Annotated in this window: 17 protein-coding genes; 9 read left to right on the forward strand and 8 right to left on the reverse strand. The window is 46.2% G+C overall.

Annotation, left to right across the window (positions count from 1 at the left end):
* The first annotated feature begins 178 nt into the window (after nucleotides 1-178).
* From MHI37_RS25540 to MHI37_RS25550, 3 genes are read left to right on the forward strand one after another with little or no spacing between them, the layout of a single operon-like run.
* On the forward strand, nucleotides 179-1,066 hold the full coding sequence (locus MHI37_RS25540) for an AraC family transcriptional regulator (RefSeq protein WP_076338028.1): 888 nt from the start codon (nucleotides 179-181) through the stop codon (nucleotides 1,064-1,066).
* A 16-nt stretch (nucleotides 1,067-1,082) separates the two neighbouring features.
* Nucleotides 1,083-1,244: a hypothetical protein gene (locus tag MHI37_RS25545; RefSeq protein ID WP_179090254.1), complete on the forward strand. Its 162-nt coding sequence runs from the start codon at nucleotides 1,083-1,085 to the stop codon at nucleotides 1,242-1,244.
* A gap of 48 nt (nucleotides 1,245-1,292) precedes the next feature.
* Nucleotides 1,293-1,937 carry a metal-dependent hydrolase gene (locus tag MHI37_RS25550; protein WP_076338029.1) on the forward strand — a complete coding sequence of 215 codons (645 nt, stop codon included), beginning with the start codon at nucleotides 1,293-1,295 and terminating at the stop codon, nucleotides 1,935-1,937.
* Nucleotides 1,938-2,012: 75 nt separating this feature from the next.
* Here MHI37_RS25550 and MHI37_RS25555 read toward each other — a convergent pair whose 3' ends face one another.
* Together MHI37_RS25555 and MHI37_RS25560 are read right to left on the reverse strand one after the other, a co-directional pair.
* Nucleotides 2,013-2,813 (reverse strand): hypothetical protein, encoded by an 801-nt coding sequence (locus MHI37_RS25555; RefSeq protein ID WP_076338030.1) that lies wholly within the window; start codon nucleotides 2,811-2,813, stop codon nucleotides 2,013-2,015.
* A 197-nt stretch (nucleotides 2,814-3,010) separates the two neighbouring features.
* The gene (locus MHI37_RS25560) at nucleotides 3,011-4,498 is read right to left on the reverse strand and encodes an amidase family protein (protein WP_076338031.1); all 1,488 of its coding nucleotides are present in this window, start codon (nucleotides 4,496-4,498) and stop codon (nucleotides 3,011-3,013) included.
* Nucleotides 4,499-5,206: 708 nt separating this feature from the next.
* On the opposite strand from MHI37_RS25560, the gene MHI37_RS25565 reads away from it, so the two are divergent.
* Complete coding sequence (locus MHI37_RS25565; protein ID WP_076338032.1) at nucleotides 5,207-5,761, forward strand: hypothetical protein; 555 nt, start codon at nucleotides 5,207-5,209, stop codon at nucleotides 5,759-5,761.
* A gap of 84 nt (nucleotides 5,762-5,845) precedes the next feature.
* Here the strand turns inward: MHI37_RS25565 and pruA are convergent, their stop codons facing one another.
* The 6 genes from pruA to MHI37_RS25595 form a co-directional block, all read right to left on the reverse strand.
* Nucleotides 5,846-7,393 carry an L-glutamate gamma-semialdehyde dehydrogenase gene (gene pruA / locus MHI37_RS25570; protein WP_076338033.1) on the reverse strand — a complete coding sequence of 516 codons (1,548 nt, stop codon included), beginning with the start codon at nucleotides 7,391-7,393 and terminating at the stop codon, nucleotides 5,846-5,848.
* A gap of 53 nt (nucleotides 7,394-7,446) precedes the next feature.
* On the reverse strand, nucleotides 7,447-8,349 hold the full coding sequence (gene rocF / locus MHI37_RS25575; RefSeq protein ID WP_076338034.1) for an arginase: 903 nt from the start codon (nucleotides 8,347-8,349) through the stop codon (nucleotides 7,447-7,449).
* A gap of 5 nt (nucleotides 8,350-8,354) precedes the next feature.
* Complete coding sequence (locus MHI37_RS25580; protein ID WP_076338035.1) at nucleotides 8,355-9,566, reverse strand: ornithine--oxo-acid transaminase; 1,212 nt, start codon at nucleotides 9,564-9,566, stop codon at nucleotides 8,355-8,357.
* 331 nt (nucleotides 9,567-9,897) lie between these two features.
* Nucleotides 9,898-10,194, reverse strand: coding sequence for a DUF6509 family protein (locus tag MHI37_RS25585; protein WP_076338036.1), 297 nt, complete (start codon nucleotides 10,192-10,194; stop codon nucleotides 9,898-9,900).
* A gap of 113 nt (nucleotides 10,195-10,307) precedes the next feature.
* Entirely contained in the window at nucleotides 10,308-11,240 is a 933-nt protein-coding gene (locus MHI37_RS25590) for a manganese-dependent inorganic pyrophosphatase (protein ID WP_076338037.1), read from the reverse strand.
* A 205-nt stretch (nucleotides 11,241-11,445) separates the two neighbouring features.
* Nucleotides 11,446-13,167, reverse strand: a complete 1,722-nt coding sequence (locus tag MHI37_RS25595; protein ID WP_076338038.1) for a methyl-accepting chemotaxis protein — start codon at nucleotides 13,165-13,167, stop codon at nucleotides 11,446-11,448.
* Between the two features lie 385 nt (nucleotides 13,168-13,552).
* Here MHI37_RS25595 and MHI37_RS25600 point away from each other — a divergent pair, with 385 nt between their 5' ends.
* From MHI37_RS25600 to MHI37_RS25620, 5 genes are all read left to right on the forward strand, one after another.
* Nucleotides 13,553-14,011: a hypothetical protein gene (locus MHI37_RS25600; RefSeq protein ID WP_076338039.1), complete on the forward strand. Its 459-nt coding sequence runs from the start codon at nucleotides 13,553-13,555 to the stop codon at nucleotides 14,009-14,011.
* A 745-nt stretch (nucleotides 14,012-14,756) separates the two neighbouring features.
* Entirely contained in the window at nucleotides 14,757-15,293 is a 537-nt protein-coding gene (locus MHI37_RS25605) for a sigma-70 family RNA polymerase sigma factor (RefSeq protein ID WP_076338041.1), read from the forward strand.
* A gap of 50 nt (nucleotides 15,294-15,343) precedes the next feature.
* Complete coding sequence (locus tag MHI37_RS25610; protein WP_076338042.1) at nucleotides 15,344-16,108, forward strand: hypothetical protein; 765 nt, start codon at nucleotides 15,344-15,346, stop codon at nucleotides 16,106-16,108.
* A 1-nt stretch (nucleotide 16,109) separates the two neighbouring features.
* The gene (locus MHI37_RS25615; protein ID WP_076338043.1) at nucleotides 16,110-16,991 is read left to right on the forward strand and encodes an ABC transporter ATP-binding protein; all 882 of its coding nucleotides are present in this window, start codon (nucleotides 16,110-16,112) and stop codon (nucleotides 16,989-16,991) included.
* A complete protein-coding gene (locus tag MHI37_RS25620; protein ID WP_076338044.1) occupies nucleotides 16,988-18,277 on the forward strand; it encodes a hypothetical protein in 1,290 nt (429 codons plus the stop codon). The genes MHI37_RS25615 and MHI37_RS25620 overlap by 4 nt, the downstream gene beginning before the upstream one ends.
* Nucleotides 18,278-18,283 lie beyond the last annotated feature (6 nt).

The raw sequence follows: 18,283 nt of genomic DNA on the forward strand, positions 1-18,283 counted from the left end.
CCTACGCTTGTTTATGATATTTGCTTCATTTTTTGTGTGTTCGCCTTCCTTGCCACTGCTCTTTCCTCTATAATTATAAAAAAGCGCAGCGGAATAATTGCTGGGAAAACAGACAATATCATACGGCATTACGGACATCTTTGCTTAAATTAGACAATGACCATAGGGAGCATACGCCATGAGCCATCCCGCTGAAACGTATCGTGGAGAGCATTTTTTCCAAAAAAATCAGCTGCTTTACGTCAATCGCGCAAGCGAAAGCATGATGAGTCCTTATCATGATCATGATTTTCTCGAATGTGTATATATTGCAGAAGGCGCAGGCTATCACCATATTGGCGATCAGGTGCATAAAGTGCTTAAGGGGCAAGTTTTTTTCATTCCTATCGGCGCCTCGCATGTATTTCGGCCCATCTCCTCAAGCAAGGATAAGAACCCCTTATCTGTATTTAATTGCGTCTTTTCTCCGCTGCTGCTGCATAAGCTTAGTGCATTTGCATCCGACTACAGCATTGTGCAGTTCATGAGTGACATGGAGCGCGGCCATTTTCCCTACTACTCTTGCATAGATACGAATGATCAATTCGAAAAGCTGTTTTTGACGATGCACAGAGAGTTTGTGCTGCCGCAAAGCGGCTCATCTGATTACCTGCATACTCTGCTGCTGCAGCTTATGATTGCCTTGCAGCGCTCTATGGAACGCAGCAGCCCATCGTCCGCCCCTTCGCAAACCGCTTTTGTACAGCTGTTAAACGAATTGGATCTGCACTACAATCAGGAGCTAACGCTCGCCAAGCTCGCTCAGGCAAGCGGCTGGAGCGAGCGCCATCTTCAGCGTCTTTTCCAGCAGCATACAAAGCAAAGCTTTCATCGCTACCTGCAAAATTTGCGTATTCAAAAAAGCCAAGAGCTTCTTCGCAGCTCTTCGCTCAAAATCAGCACTATTGCTGAGATGGTCGGGTACAAGGATATTCATTCCTTTAACCAATTGTTCAAAAGATGCACAGGTATGACGCCAAGCGCCTATCGGAAAGAAACAGCGACGGCTGATGTGCCTAATCGTTAGGAGGTTCTGTGCCAACATGCTCACGTTAAAAGAAAAGCTTTATCTGCTTCAATTGCTAAAAAAGCAAAATCGTAAAAGACTGTTTCGTTTTGGCAAAAAAGATCCCTCTCATGACCGCCTAGTAGAAAAGCTAGAACAAATGGTTCGCAACGAACAGATTAATCGAGAACAACTATAGCAGACTGCCATAATTCATGCATACGCATAATCAGTCACAGGAGGAACTATGACAGGAAAGAGCCATCTTATCATTGGAGCAGCAGTTGGTGCGGCCGCTTCAATTTATTACCCTTTCACTTTGGAGCATGCCGCTTTGTATATTGCGGTAGCCGGTTTTTCAGCATTATGTGCCGACCTCGACGGTCCGAGCATGCTCAGCAGCAAGCTTACGAAGCTCTCCAAGCTGATCCGTGAGTTCACACTTTGGTCCGGGGTTTTGCTCGCCGGCATCATTTGCCTTTATTTTTTCACTGAGCAATCACCCTCCCCTCTGTACATAGGCGTTGCTGCTGCCTTCTTCCTGCTCGGTCTCGTTGCTAAGCAGGGCGTCATCCGCAATGTGCTCGCGAGCGCAGTCGGCGGCATCGTCATGTATGCTGGTTATTATTACCACATGAACTGGCTTATTGGCTTTGGTTTGTTCTCCGTGTGGGCACCTTGGTTGAAGCATCGCGGCATGACGCATACGATATGGGTTGTCCCAATCTGGGGAGCCATTGGCTTGGGACTCGAAAATCAGCTGCAAATTGAAGGCATATCGATTGTGTCGATGCTCGGCTATTTATCTCATCTCATTGCTGATACGCTCACGCCCAGCGGTGTGAAATGGCTCTATCCGTTAACGAAAAAGTCATTTAAAATCCGGCTGTAAGCATAAACAAAATAGGCGCAGTGCAGCGGGGCGGAATGCCCTTTGCTGCCTGCGCCTATGATCATTTCATGTATATCAGTTTGTCTTGGATGGTTTGCGTTTAAGAATATAATATACAACTGCAACAACTAGACTTGCTAATAGAATACTTATACCAATGGTAACTATCCAGCTGCCCTTAGGCTGATCTAGATTAGTTAAAGCTCCTGATCCATCTTTATCGCTATTCTCTAATTGAATCTCTTTCAGAGATTTAATCAACTGGGCTGCCTCTAGCTCTTTTACTTCAACGGCTAATTCTGCTGGAGAGTCATTTATTTCCTCACTACCATTACTTAGATTTATCAACTCGGGGACAAATATCGTTTCTTTATTATTTGTTTTTGTTGCAACAACAAACTCTCCTTTTAATCTGATCAGTCGACTTTCCGAATTTACTGCAGTCTGCTTTGAAATAAGTTCAAATGCAGCAGCTAATGTATCCGGTCTTCCTCCAAATTCGAAAACTTCAAGTTTCTTCTCGGGAGTCCTGCTAATTACCATGATGGATTTTGGCTTACCTTCATACAAAATCACATAGGCAAAGTGTTCTTTTGCTTCTGTAATCTCAATTAGGCTATTATCAGCTTTTTTCAGCAATTCTGGATTCACATAATATAGTTGTCTTCCTTCTCCTAATACAAGCTCATTAATACCAGCTTCAATAGAATAGCCGTAGCCAGCGGGGTCTGCTAAAAACCCTTTCTTGATAATATTCAAACCCTCTGATCCTGCAAACGAATGAACATCCTCAGGAATCCTATTTTCAGCATATGCTGGTATAACGAATACAAAGACAACCATAACCGAAAGAAATAGCGACTGTAGTAATTTCATTTTTTACACTCCCTAGCAATTTATTTTCTAATACAACTCACTATTGACTCCCTCTCTAACATAAACGATCCAATTATGGATATGTTTCACTTTTTATTGTTTCATACATCGCCTCTTGTAAATAAAAAAATAAGCACAGTACAGCGAGGGAATGCCTTCTGCTGCCTGCGCCTATTTGTTTTGAAATGTAGAACCTCCTAACCTTTCCCAACCACAGGAGAAAACCGATGCTTGGTCGTCTGCTCATAGCCATACGCTAGTTTAATTAAAGTCGGCTCGCTGAATGCAGTTCCTATAAACGTGATACCCTGCGGTCCTTTGGTTGTATAGCCCCCAGGAGCTATGACACCCTTATGCGCGACTCCTCCAGGCACGGTGATCACAGGATAACCTGCCCGAGCGGCAATATCGTCGCCTTCCTCGTCGCCAAGAAACAGCAGCGCATCTAAACGGTACTTCTTGATTGCATAATCAATGCCTTGCTTGCCAGCCATCTCTTTGTTTTGCTCTAGACTATCGAGATACTCCTGTTCAGTAAGCGTGCCGCTTGTTTCCTCGGCCGAAAGCAGCGTATCCTGTCCGTATTTCAAAGCGATCTCCGCATTCGCTTCATTGAAGGCAATTAGCTCTGAAAGAGAATGAACCGGAACAGATTCATCGAGCCCTCCCAAGTAATCATTAATATATTTTTTGAACTCATAGCGTAGAACATGCCACTGCCAATCGGTCTGCTCGCATGCTAGCTCAACCGGATCAATAATGGTCGCCCCAACTTCCTTTAAATCCGTTATCGCCGCTTCAATAACCGCAAGCCTATCCTCGTCCAAATGCTCATAATAAAAGCGCGGCACTCCGATTCGTGCCTGCTTAATATAATCAGCATCTAAGAACGGCGTATAGTCCCGGTAGGCGTGCTTCGCTCCCGTCAATGTGACCGCGTCCCTCTCATCCGCCCCGGTCAACGCTCCCAGCAGAATAGCTGCATCCGTCACCGTTCTCGTCATTGGGCCAGCAGTGTCTTGACTATTCGTAATGGGGATAATTCCCGTTCGGCTGACTAGCCCAATCGTTGGTTTAAGCCCAACAAGGCAGGTTTGGCTGGCAGGACTAATAATCGAGCCGGAGGTTTCCGTTCCGATCGCAGCAGCTGCCAAATTCGCAGCAACCGCAGCGGCTGATCCAGAGCTGGAGCCGCCAATGAACAGCTCGCCGGGTCCATAGGGATTAAGGACAAGCCCGCCTCTTGAGCTGTATCCCGCCCACATGGAGCCTGACATAAAGTTTGCCCACTCCGTCATATTTGCTTTGCCGAGCAGCACAGCTCCCGCCGCACGCAATTGCGAAGCGACAAAGGAATCCTTAGCAGCAAATGAATTTGCTAAAGCCACCGAGCCCGCGCTTGTATGCATGTTATCATGCGTATCAATATTATCCTTCAGCAATATTGGAATTCCGTGCAGCTGTCCTCTGCTCCCCTTCTCGGTTCGTTCCTTATCTAAAACCCTAGCAATTTCTAACGCATCGGGGTTAACTTCCAATATCGAGCGAAGCTCCGTATCATATTTTCCGATTCGATCCAAATATACGTTCACTAAATCCTCTGAGCATAGCAAGCCCGCTTCCATAGCCGTCTGCATACTTATAATATCCGCTTCTATGATCCATTTCTCCAAATCCAGCTTCATATAACCAGCTCCCCTACTCCCAATCTCCGCTGTGAACCGTTACTCCGCTTGCAGGTTGCACGCAGCCTCTTCATCATATCCCATTTAAAGGAAGATGGCTTCGTAAAAAATAACTATAGTCAAACTTACTCATCGCCCTTAACCTCTCACCCGTCACCCGGAAAAGCTCGCGCGGTTCTGAATATTTACGGCAACCTCCTGCTTTTCCGCACGTATTCTACACTATCCTGTACAATGGCATCCGAATCGTTTAGAAAACACCACACTTATATCATGCGCGGCTCAGCTCTGCTTCGAGTAGAATAATTCTTTTAGAATAGGATGAACTATTTCAAACGTTGGTTGGTTGGTTGGTTGGTTCCAGCCCACCCGCCGCTCCTACATTGCACTTTTTACAATGAAACTGGCGTCTGAGGAGCTCAACTGAGCCTAGAGTGTACTTTTTACAATAGAATCGGTCTCATAGGGCACAATTTTACCCATAATGCGCGATTCTATTGTATTTTCTACAACGTAGACTCGCAAGTCGCACTTTTCTACGTATTCTGTTGCACAAAGTACACTACTTTTCATCGTCATAACGCTGCATACTATCTCTCAGCCTACATCTGCACACATAAATCGCACAAAAAAAGTATATTGGGGGCTCTGCGGTTAGGTATAATGGAATTGGTCGCCAAATAGTAGAATAAAAGGTTGTGAGAATGAATGCGCGGATTAGCGACTGCTCTGAAATATGTGCTTCGAGGTATTGTATTTATCATTTATATGCCCATCCACTTAGCTCTACGAATACTAGAATTCATCTGGCTGCGCCTCATCGTTCCACCGCTTGGCTGGGTGTGGGAGCGAATCCTTGCTCCTGTATTTGAATTTTTATATTGTTATCTGTTTAGGCCGCTATGGCGGTACCTATTGTACTATCCGCTCAGATGGGCAGCAAAGCATTTGCTTCTTCCACTCTGTCGATTCCTTTGGAAATTCATACTCTATCCTATTCTTTATTACGGGATCTACTATCCGCTCTACTTTCTGTGGAAGTATGTATTTCGCTGGCTCTACTATGAGGTATTTATACCCGTCCTCCGATATTGTGCAATTGCAACTAAATGGCTGTTACACTTGCTTGGCTTATTGTGGCGAAACGCCGTATATTATCCGTTCCGCTTCTTATGGATGAAGCTGATCTATCCTCCGATTCGCTGGGTAAACAAAGAAATGATCACCCCAGTGCTGCATTGGATAAAAGATATATTCAGATAACTAACTGTCGATCCAAATTAAGGATCTCGAGAGAAGGATAGAGCGGATTGGCTTCATACTTGCCAAATCCGCCCGCAATAACAGTTAGAACCTTTCGGATATCACCTTAGCCTGCGTAAAGAGCAGCAAATAATCACGCCCGCCTGCCTTGGAGTCTGTGCCTGACATATTAAAGCCCCCAAAGGGATGAGCACCGACCAGTGCTCCTGTACATTTTCGATTAATATACAGATTGCCTACATGAAATTGCTCACGGGCTTGCTCCAGCCGGCTGCGGTTTCGCGAGATGACCGCACCCGTTAAGCCATACTCGGTGTTGTTGGCAATAGTAAGCGCCTCATCAAAGCTCTCGGCTTTGATAAACGCTAATACGGGACCGAATATTTCCTCCTGCGCAATTCGATCATCCGGAGCAATGTCCTTAATAATAGTCGGCTCAATAAAATAACCGCTGCTGTCTCCAATTTTACCGCCATGCACGATAATGCCTTCACTGCGTCCAACCTCGATATATTTTAAAATACTTAGGTAAGCTCTCTCATCAATAACTGGCCCTACATAGGTGCTTTGCTCGTTTGCTTTGCCAAGCTTAAGCTGCTTCGTTCTTGCGACAACCTTCTCAATGACCTCGTCATAGACAAGCTCATGCACGACGGCTCGCGAGCACGCCGAGCATTTCTGTCCTGCGTAGCCGAAGGCAGAAGCCGTAATCGCATCGGCAGCGAGATCAAGATCCGCGTCCTGATCCACGATAATCGTATCCTTGCCGCCCATTTCCGCAACTACACGCTTCAGCCATTTCTGATCCTGTTGAATAAGCGATGCTTTCTCGTTAATACGGATCCCGATCTCCCGCGAGCCTGTAAAGCATACAAAACGGGTTAACGGGTGTTCTACCAGAAAATCACCCACCTCGCTGCCCGCGCCTGGCAGGAAATTCACAACACCATCAGGCAGGCCCGCAGCCTCTAGCAGCTCAACAAACTTGGCTGCAATGACGGCTGTTGCGCTGGCTGGCTTTAATACAACTGTATTGCCAGCGACGACTGCAGCCATTGTCATGCCTGCCATTATGGCAAGCGGAAAGTTCCATGGAGGAATAATAATACCCACGCCAAGCGGGATATAGACAAGCTCATTATCCTCGCCGCCAAGCGCGACAACCGGCTGTCGATCAGCCAGACGCTCCATCTCTCTTCCATAAAACTCAAGAAAATCAATCGCTTCTGCTGTATCCGCATCCGCCTCGGCCCAGCTTTTTCCTGCTTCGTATACGAGCCATGCAGAAAATTCATGCTTGCGGCGCCGCAGCATAGCCGCAGCCTTATAAAGCACTCTCGCTCTTGCGAGCGGGGCTACCTGCTTCCAGCTGTCAAAGGCAGAGACTGCTGCAAGAATCGCCTTATGAGCAAGCACTGTATCTGCCTGCGATACGATACCGACAAGCTGACCTACGTCGGAAGGATTTATCGATTTCCGCTTTTGTATCGTCTCAATTCGATTCGGGCCAATCTTCAGCGTATATTCCTGCCCCAGCTCCGCTTCAACCTTGCGCAGCGCCTCCTGAAAATCAACAACATGATCCACTACCGAAAAATCGGTAAAGGGCTCATTTTGAAATGGCTCCCGCATGAGTATATCCCTCCTATCCATTCGCATCCATTTAAGCTAATCGCCGCTGCCCATCACAATATTTGATCGCCAAGCAGTGAGGCTATAAGCTCGACAGCTAGCTTAGACGTCTGATCGTTGTGGTCGAGGCTGGGGTTTACCTCTACAAGCTCTGCTGATGTGACGAGTGCTGATTGATAAAGAAACTCAAGTGCCAGATGCGCTTCACGGTAGCTTAAGCCGCCTTTCACCGGTGTACCAGTGCCAGGCGCCTCGAGAGGATCAATACTGTCGATGTCAAAGCTGATATGCACGCCATCAGTCATTTGCTTCATTTGATGAATGATCTTCTCCATGACCCTTGCGATACCAAGCCGGTCAATATCATGCATCGTATAGCAGGCAATACCCAGCTCCCGAATAGATTCCTTCTCTCCTGCATCCAGAGATCTGGCTCCGACAATAGCGACATGCTCTGGTTTTATTTTCGGAAAAATGCCCCTAAGACCTGTCAACAGCGGAATACCTCTCCCCAGACTTATGCCAAGCGACATGCCATGGATATTGCCTGACGGACTCGTATCCTCCGTATTCAAATCAGAATGGGCATCGAACCAAATAACGCCAAGATTCGTATAATGCTCTGCAAGTCCCGCAATCGTCCCTATGGCAATGCTATGATCTCCGCCCAGCACGAGCGGAAACTGTCCTGCTGCAACGATTTCCGACACTTGATCCGCCAGCAGATTGCTCATCTCGTATACCTCAGATAGATGCTTCGCATTATTCGTCTTCAGCGGCTTCGCCTTGGATGGTTCGCGCACCTCGCCCGCCAGCCGGTAGCTGATATTCAGATCCGTCAGCTTATCCGTAAGTCCCGCAAATTGTATAATATGCTCTGGACCTCGTTCTGCTCCTGTCGTACCCGCCCCTCTCCCAAATGGGACCGTCACAATCGCTACCTGTTGTTTGCTCATAGCCGTCACGCTCCTGCTAGGTTGCTATTCGTGAAGACAGCTTCAATTTTATCAAAGGCCCAATCGATCTCATTTTCCGTAATAATAAGCGGTGGCGCCAGTCGGATAACATAGTCATGGGTTTCTTTGCACAGCAGCCCAAGCTGCATCAATTGCTCACAATAGGCTCTCGCAGGGGTAGATAGCACGATTCCGATAAATAGACCGCGTCCTCTAATTTCTATAATGTCAGGATGCCGCAGCGCAGCAAGCTTGCTCATGAAATAATTCCCTAACCTAAGCGATCGATCTGCCAGCTGCTCCTCTTGAATGACATCCAGTGCAGCAATGGCAACAGCACAGCTTAAAGGATTGCCGCCAAAGGTCGAGCCGTGAGAGCCCGGCTCAAATACATCCATAATGAATCCATCAGCTGCAATTGCCGAAACCGGCAGTACTCCTCCGCCAAGCGCCTTGCCCATAATATAGATGTCCGGCACAACACTCTCCCAATCACATGCGAAGCGGCGACCTGTACGTCCAAAGCCCGTTTGAATCTCATCGGCAATAAGCAGCACCTTATTCTGCTTGCAAAGCTCAGCCACAGCACTAAGAAATCCATTAGGCGGAATACATATGCCCGCTTCGCCTTGAATCGGCTCAATCAGCACTGCGGCGGTATTTGGCGAAATAGCGGCTCTTAATGCTGCGATATCGCCGTACGGAATGATTCGAAAGCCTGGTGTGAAGGGACCGAAGCCTTCGCGATAAGCCTCTGTCGAGGAGCATGAGGTTACCGTCAGCGTTCGTCCGTGAAAATTGCCTTCGAATACAATAATTTCTGCTTGCCCATCCGGTATAAGCTTGGTGCGGTAACCCCAGCGCCTTGCAGCCTTTATCGCTGTTTCAACCGCCTCCGCTCCTGTATTCATGGGAAGAATTCGCTCTTTGCCGGTATATTTCGCAAGCCGCTCACTGAACACACCGAACATTTCGTTATGAAAAGCACGCGACGTAAGGGTAACCTTATCCGCCTGCTCCTTTAACGCAGCAATAATCCGCGGATGGCAATGCCCCTGATTTAAAGCCGAATAAGCACTAAGCATATCCATATAGCGTGTGCCCTCTAAGTTCTGTACCCACACACCCTCAGCACGGCTAATTACGATCGGCAGGGGATGATAATTATGGGCGCCGTACTGTTCTGCCAGCTCTATATCCTTCTGTCCCGTGTTCATCACCTGCTCCCTTCCTCATGCACTGCATAAATCGTTGTTTTCAAATTTTATGCGATGGAGCGTCGACAAATAACAAAGCTTTTCTAATGCTGCTTAGCTGCTCAAGGCTGAAGCCTTGCTGAATAACTAAAAACAGCGGCTGCCATTTCAATGGCAACCGCTGTTTTTTAGAATGAATATATTCGTTTTTTGCTTATGCTGTTCGCCCTGCTTCATTCTCCATCGTTAAATCTCTCCCGCATATGGGTTTTCACGGCGCTTTTGGGACGTTGTATAGAATAGAGCTGCAGCTCTATTCTATACAACAGTTTAATCTCCTTATGTAATACCATTATCCCTTAGAGCTGTCAAAATGCTCCTGACAAAATGCAAACACCATTTTCTCCTCATCCTCTTCCAACTCAAAATCGATATACTTATTCGAAGAGGTTGTCAAAAACTCATATTTTGCGATTCTAGCGCTGTCTTCTTCAACAACATAAACGACGCGAAGCGTCACGCCTTCATCGTGGAACAGCTCGTCATCCTCTTCTACAGCAAGATCGAGACTAAATTCATATCGCTTCCCCGTCAAAATACCAAAGGGATCCTTCATCAATTCAGCGCTATATTCAGTTACAGTAAACATCTCATCCACTCCTTCTTTTCTAGTATAACAAAACAAAAGCAGTCTGAAACTTGAATTACAAGCTTCAAACTGCTTTTTTTCTTTTTTACAAACGCCAATAACCGATCTGCTGATTACAGGCTGCTAAGCGTTTCAGTAAGGACTGGAACGATTTGCGATTTGCGGGATACAACGCCCTTCAATAGAGCTTTGTTATCAGTCAAAGTCACGTTATAAGCTTTCTCTACTGCATGAGCTTGAGTACCAAGTGCAAGCGCTACGGAATCGTTGTTCAAAATATCCGTTACGACAAGCACGAACAGATCAAGACCCTTAGTTGCGATAATGTCATTTAGCGCAGCTTCCAGCTCTGCTTGACGGGAAATAACATCGTTTGTATCCACCGCATTAACTTGTGCGATTTCTACTTTGTAGCTGCCCATTGCGAATTCTTTCGCATCAAGGGAAATCAGCTGAGCAATGGTTTTGTCGCTTAGGTCTGCACCTGCTTTAAGCATGTCCAGTCCGTAGCTATCCGCGTTAACGCCAGCAATTTCAGCAAGCTCGCGTGCTGCTGCAACATCTTGCTCTGTGCAAGTTGGTGATTTGAACAGCAAGGAATCCGAAATAATTGCTGAAAGCATTAGGCCAGCAATTTCTTTACGAATGGCTACGCCGTTCTCTTTGTACAATTTATTCAAAATTGTAGCTGTACAGCCAACAGGCTCCGCGCGGAAATAAACGGGGTGGCTTGTCTCGAAATTAGCGATACGGTGGTGGTCAATAACCTCAAGCACACGTACTCTATCGATATCATTAGCGCTTTGTTGGCGCTCGTTATGGTCAACCAAAATGACCGTATCGGTCTCGTCAGCAACGTTCTCAATCAAACGAGGCGCTGCAATGCCAAAATAGTCAAGCGCGTATTGCGTTTCGCCATTCACGTCGCCAAGACGAATCGCCTCAACGTCAGCACCTAGCTTAGTTTTCAGCTCAGCGTAAGCGATAGCTGATGTAATCGTGTCTGTATCCGGGTTTTTGTGCCCGAAAATAAGTGTTTTAGTCATTTCGAATACTCCTTAAGGGTTATTTGTCGGCAGAGCCTAAACCTTGATCAACAAGCCCAAGTCCCCTGGTTGATTATACCACCAAGCGCTGCCAGCTGTCGTCAATGCTCGTTTCTTCTTACTTAAAATCATTATAGCTTTAAGCCCTCTTTGTTCCTATACCTTTACACCGAATTAAAATATAAAAAATGTGAATAATGAGTGGCTATACAATAAAGCGCTTATTCAGAGAGGTAAGCTCGTCAGACATCGAGCGAATATTCTCTGCTGAGGTGCTTACTTCATCCATCGAAACGATCTGTGCACCGGAATTCACCGCAATCCCTTCAAAATGCTGGGCCGCCTGTCGTGAGATCCGCTCCATTTCGTCAACAGAAGCCGCTACCTCCTCCGATTCCGCAGAAACCTCCTCTGAAGCGGAGGATACCTCCTGCAGCTGCATATTCACCTGCTCTAGTCCCGTTACAATCAATTGAAAAGCATGGCCTGCATCCTTCACAAGATGAAGCCCTGACTCGACCTTCCGCGCATTCGACTCCATGTCCGAGGACAATTGTGAGGTTTGCTCCAGGATAGCGTTAATTAATTCACCAATTAACGTAGCTGAATTTTGTGATTGTGTCGCAAGCTTGCGCACCTCCTCCGCCACAACAGCAAACCCTTTGCCGTTAACTCCCGCATGTGCAGCTTCGATAGCCGCATTTAGCGCTAGCAAATTCGTCTGCTTCGCGATACCTGCCATCACCGTTGTAATTTCTCCAATTTCACCTGAGCGGCTCTCCAGCCTTCTTGTTGCTTCCAGCATTTGTGCAGCCGTATCATGGATCGATTCCATCTCGGTCATCGCCTGCACAATAAGCTCATTGCCGTGCTCGGTATGCTCCATCGTCCCTTGCGCCACATCCGAAACAATGGAAGCTGATTCTGTAATGCGCAGCATATTGTGCGTCATGCCTACTACAGCTTTGGACATATCCGCCGCTCGGATTACCTGAATGCTGGCGCCGCCTGACGCATCCTGAATACTCGCCGCGATCAAGCGACTCGCTTCTGTCGTAGATTTAGCATGCGCGGATACCCCCTTCGAGGACGTAAGCAGTTTCTCCGAATTGTCCCGCATTTTGCTGATAACCGTTCTAGTATTCGTAACCAGCTGATCAAATGTGTTTGCCAGATGCCCAATTTCATCCTTGCGGCTTGTGTTAATGACGACCGTCATATCTCCCTCTCTCACTTTGGCAACCTGTGACGTAAGCTTAATTAAAGGCCGAGTCAAATATGTCGCCATTAGAAAGACGAGAACGATTCCTGCTGCGATAATACTTAAAGTTATAAATAACGTCGCCTTCTTGTTATCATCCATAAGTGTGAACACATTTGTAGCGTCAAAATCAGCACCGACAAGACCGATCAGCTCACCAGCCCCGTTCTTAATGGGAACGTAAGCGGTTATGGTCGCTCCATATTGCGGATCATTCGACAATTCTCCGATTTCCGTTTTTCCTTCAGCAAATGCTTTCACCATATGCGGATATTCGTTCTCCTCCGTATCGCCTAAAGCTGAGAAGTCTTCAGGGTCTACATCCAGCGGCGCTCCATCCACAACGTAATAATAGACAGGTTTGCCATCCTGCTCTGTTTTTGCAAGCGTGTACAGATATTTCAAGCCATTCATTTCTCGAAGCTCATTCAGCTCGGAACGCAGCTTCGTATAATACGCGGTTTCCCCCGCCTCGACGCTGAGCTCTTCATAAGACTCCGAATCAATCAACCTAGCTGCATTCTCTGCTACAAGCTGCGCTTGCGCTCCCAAAGAGTTTTCAACAAGCCCCGTCGATGAACGATAAATAGTAAACCCCAGCACGGCACCTGCAAGTAAAATGAGACTAGAAAAAAACAGAACCATTCTCGTTAATAAGCGATTCAAACGTATTCCCCTTCCCATACTTCCATAACGATATATTACACTATTTTACAGCATTCGACTATTTTCTTCTATTCTATTTCGGTATATTATTGTGTCGACATTCGACTATTAAAAATCGCTCCTGCTGCTTGGAAATTATAAACCAGCTCTATTAGATGTTGTGCTATACTACTAAAAATAGAAGGAGGGATTCATTATTTACTCGCCAGTTCGAATTGTATTCGTCTATCTCCTCATCTTTATCGTAACCGTAATTTTGACAATGCTGGATCTACCTATTATTTATATTTTTATTGCCGCACTCCTTATTGTGACCGTGTTTATCATATGGCCTCACAATCATTTGATTTTTCGAGAAACTAATATTAAGCGGCTGGAGAAGTTTTTGATTAAACAGCGAAAGAAGCCTGCTTTGTATCTTTTTTATGCCGCTGCGAACCAGCAGGATGAAGAGGTTGAGCAGTTGATTGGCAAGCTGCTGATCAAGTATAAGCAGCCTAACAGACAAGCGCTGTACAAGGCGATTCATGGCATGTACCGAAAAAATTCTGCTGCTGTTAAAAGTGAAATCGCACGTATTCAACCAGTAGAATACCGTTTTTATTATGAAACGTATTTTCAAATAGAGGAAGGCGATTTGGAGACAGCCCGAGCAAATGCAGCTAAAATATCCAAGCTGTGGATGAGAGCTGCCCTGCTCTCCGAGATCGAAATAAAAGCTGGGAACCGCAGCGAGGCTATCTCACTAGCAAGACAAGCACTGCAGAGCTGCCGAGGAGTTCAACGATATCTTTTACATAAAAACTATGAGCGCGAGCTTCCGGAGGCTCTTATTGGTGCCTAAGTGGAGCCTCATCTCCGCGGTGGATTAAGTCTATTTTTTAGATCTAAATCCGCCAATTTAGCTCAAGTCGATGGATTAGGTCTAATAAATAGACCTATTCTTGCGCATTCCCGCCAAATGGGCACCTTCTGCCTGCTTCGGGGAGAAATAAGTCTACTTTTTAGGTCTAAGCCTGCCAAATGGGTCCAAATCGCAGGAATAGGTCTAATAAATAGACCTATCCTTGCGCATTTCCGCCAAATGGGCACCTTCTGCCTGCTTCGGGGAGAAATAAGTCTACTTTTTAGATCTAAGCTTGCCAAATGGGTCCAAATCGTAGGAATAGATCTAATAAATAGACCTATCCTTGCGCATTCCCGTCAAATGGGCACCTTCTGCCTGCTTCGGGGAGAAATAAGTCTACTTTTTAGATCTAAATCCGCCAATTTAGCTCAAGTCGATGGAATAGATCTAATAAATAGACCTATCCTTGCGCATTCCCGCCAAGTGGGCATCTAGGATGCCGCACTAAAATAAAAGGTGCTGTCCCAAAAGGTCATAGACCTAAAGGGGCAGCACCTTTTTTCAAAATATAGGAAAGCCATTTCGCCATACGATCTCTATATTTCTCCGGAATGAAACACGCAGCGCCGCCAAAGGACGGCGACAGCCGTTTCACCTTGGATGAATTCAAACTATTTCTAAACTATTTACGAATATAGATATGAGCGGCAAGCTGATTACATCGCAAGGAAAGAGAGGAACTATGGATACAGAAGCAGCATGGATTAGAAAAATTCAGCGGAAAGCCTGTGAAACGTCAGCAAATGCGCTCGTTTCTCGGTACTACAAGGAAATGTACAGCTACACTTACCGACAAACGACAAACAAGCAGCTATCCATGGATCTGACACAAGACATTTTCATCCATATGCTGCAATCGATTGGACGCTATGACGGAAGCCGCGGCATGTTCCGCACTTGGCTGTACAAGCTTGCTACCAATCGCATCGTCGACTATTACCGTTCCAAATACTACAGCTACGCTCGCCATACGGCTCCAATGGAAGAGGATATTCAAAGCAATGAAGATTTCACGCTGGAAATTGAGAAAAAAGAACAAATCGAGGCTGTTATGCAGCTGGTGAACCAAATGGACGCCGTCTCGCAGCATATATTCCGGCTTAAGTTTTTTGCTGAATACACCTTTGCTGACATTGCCCCACTGCTGAATATGCCAGAATCAACGGTTAAAACCAAATATTATGCCATGATCAGAAAGCTAAAGCATAATCTGCTATAGCCCGTTCTTTATAGTGCCATCCTAATAAAAAAGACTCGGAGGCGATCGTATTGAATAAAAAAAACCTCCCCTCGGTTGAACTGCCCGATGAGGAGGAAGTAACGCAGCATATTCGCAGCATCGTTGCTGCTGGTCTCGTTCCGAGGCAAAGCTTCTATCGTTATTTACGAGTAATGCATGCCCGCCTTGGCTTTCGTCATCTGTTCCATGACTGGACCGAAATCGTCTATGCGCTGGCAACTGGTGTGCTTCTCCTGTTCGGGCTGGCGCTTGGAATCAGCGGTGATTCAAGATTGCAAAACGAAGATATCTATTCATCCATCTTTATAGGCTCTCCGATACTTTATCTCGTTATTTCTATTCTATTTTTTGTCAGGCGAAGGCATAGCGATACCTATGAAACAGAAATGGCATGCAAGTACAATGTATACCAGCTCGCCTCTTTTCGGATGCTGGCCTTCAGCTTGATCTGTATGATGATCAATGCCGCTCTAATCACAGCAGCCTCATTTGTTTTCCAGTCTATCAACGTTTTATTCGGGCTTACATTATCAGCTGCGTCCTTGTTTTTATTCTCGACAGTTTTCCTATATGTTTTGCTGCGTGTACATTCAGACACGATAAAGGTCGTGCTTCTTGCCGGCTGGTTCATCGCTAATCTATCCTTTACCTTTTTAAGCAAGGCTCTGTATATGCAAATTCTCTTCGCTGTTCCGACATCGGCTTATGTAATAGCCGCTTTCTTGTTCTGTGCTTTGTATATAAAAAATCTTAAGAAGCTAACAACATTCCAAGGCTCGGAAGGAGCTGTCTGACATGCTGACCGTACAACAGGTATCCAAACGCTTCGGAAGCTTCAGCGCGCTGGAGCAGATTAATCTTGAATTTGAAAATGGCGTATACGGCCTGCTTGCCCCTAATGGCGCTGGCAAAACAACGCTGATCAAAATGCTAGCCACTCTTCTTCATCCAAGTGAAGGCGAAATTTTGTACAACGGTGAAAACATTATCAAGCTGGATGAGCGCTACCGCGAGCAGCTCGGATATCTCCCACAGCAGTTCGGCTACTACAAAAATTACAGCCCTCGCAAATACCTGCTCTATCTCGCTGCCCTCAAGGGCATCAAAGCCGCAATCGCCAAGCCGAAAATCGTGGAGCTGCTGAAGCTTGTTGCCTTGGAAGAGGTTATGGATAAGAAAATGAAAAAGTTTTCTGGCGGCATGATTCAACGTGTCGGTATTGCACAGGCGATGCTGAATGATCCGCGAGTGCTTATTCTTGATGAGCCTACCGCCGGGCTTGATCCGAAGGAGCGCGTCCGCTTCCGCAATATGCTGACGGCGCTGGCACGCAATCGAATCGTAATTTTGTCCACGCATATCGTATCCGATGTCGAATCAATTGCCAATGAAATTATAATGATCAAGGATCGGCGGGTGCTGCACAAGGATTCCATCGAGAAGCTGTGCGGTCTTATCGAGGGTATGGTATTTGAGACTACCATAGACTACGAGGCTGTGGAAGCTTTCCGTCGCTCGTATCTCTCGCTTTCCGAGAAGCAGGAGTCCGGACGATTACTGATTCGATTCATTAGCTCAGGACTGCCCCAGCCTGATTGGAAAGCGGCAGCGCCAAATCTAGAGGACGTATTTATTTACATTTATCAGGATGAGGCACAGACGGGTGAGCCAGTATGAGCTGGAAGGTTCGGGCTTATGAGCTTAGAAAGGCGCTGCTGTCACCGGTTATTCTATCACTGCTGACACTGTTTGCCGCCTATAACTTGTTTCTCATTGCCGAGCAAGCCCCTTTGAGGGATGAAATGCGCATACTGAACAGGCTCGTCGACCAATTTGGTTGGAAGATTAGCGACGAGATGCAAGGAGACTATGAAAAATACTATTTGACCCGACTGGACGAAATGAACAAGCTGACAGACAAGCGTTCAGCCCGTACCTATGAGATGCCTGGCGATTTCTTTCAGTATGACAATTATAAAATGTACGTGATCGATCAGCCAGATCTATACAGCAGCAAAGAACTTGCCATGTTCAATGAGCTGCGTGTCATTCAAAATTATGATTATCTGATGCAAAATATTGATGAAACCTATGCTGGGCTTAATATGAAGCAGCTTGCGGAGAGTGAGATAGCAAAGTATGGCCTAAGCGGACAGGCGGCCGATACGGTCAAGCAGCAGTATGTCCTAATTGACGAGCGGCTTCAACAGCTTATTGCTAATGAAGAGCACAAAAGTCTTTTTTTCATCGGTAAGGAGTACAATACACATGCCATGCTCTTCAAGACGCTCATTCGAACCCTCGTGCTCCAGCTTATGATTCTAATCGTGCTGATGAGCAGCAGTATAAGCAATTACGAGTTTGAGAAAGGCACCCACCTGCTGCATTACAGCACGAAGCGAGGACGAAGGCTGCAAACAGACAAGCTGCTTGCAGCCCTTGCGGCAGGAACGAGCGTTACGATCGTTTTATCCGGTATTACGCTGTCCGCTTATTTCCTGCTATTTAGCTACGATGGACTTTGGCTGGTGCCGATAAGCAGCTTCTTTAATTGGGGATTTGGCATGCCTCAGCCTTACATATCATGGCACAGCATGTCGTTTGTCGGCTATCTAACCTGTGCTATAGCGCTCGTCTATATACTGCAGCTTATTTATACCGCTATTTCCTTTGCGATATCCGCTTATGTACGCAACAGCTATTTCGTATTTGGATGCTTCGCCATCCTATTTGGCACTATTCTTCTTATGACTAACCTCGTGCCAAAAGATTGGAAGCTCATATTATTTACAGGCTTTACGCCATTTCATCTCGCACTGAACCCAAATATGTGGTTTATGGCTAACAGCGCTTTCTCAAGCTTTCCTAATTATGAATGGATAACGGCTGGTTCTTGGTCCGTGCTGCTCTTGCTCCTTTGCGTCCATGGCCTGCGGAAATTCAAACGTCAAAATATAAATTAGAAGGAG

Origin of the sequence: Paenibacillus sp. FSL H8-0548 (assembly GCF_038630985.1) — a bacterium.
Lineage (GTDB): Bacteria > Bacillota > Bacilli > Paenibacillales > Paenibacillaceae > Pristimantibacillus.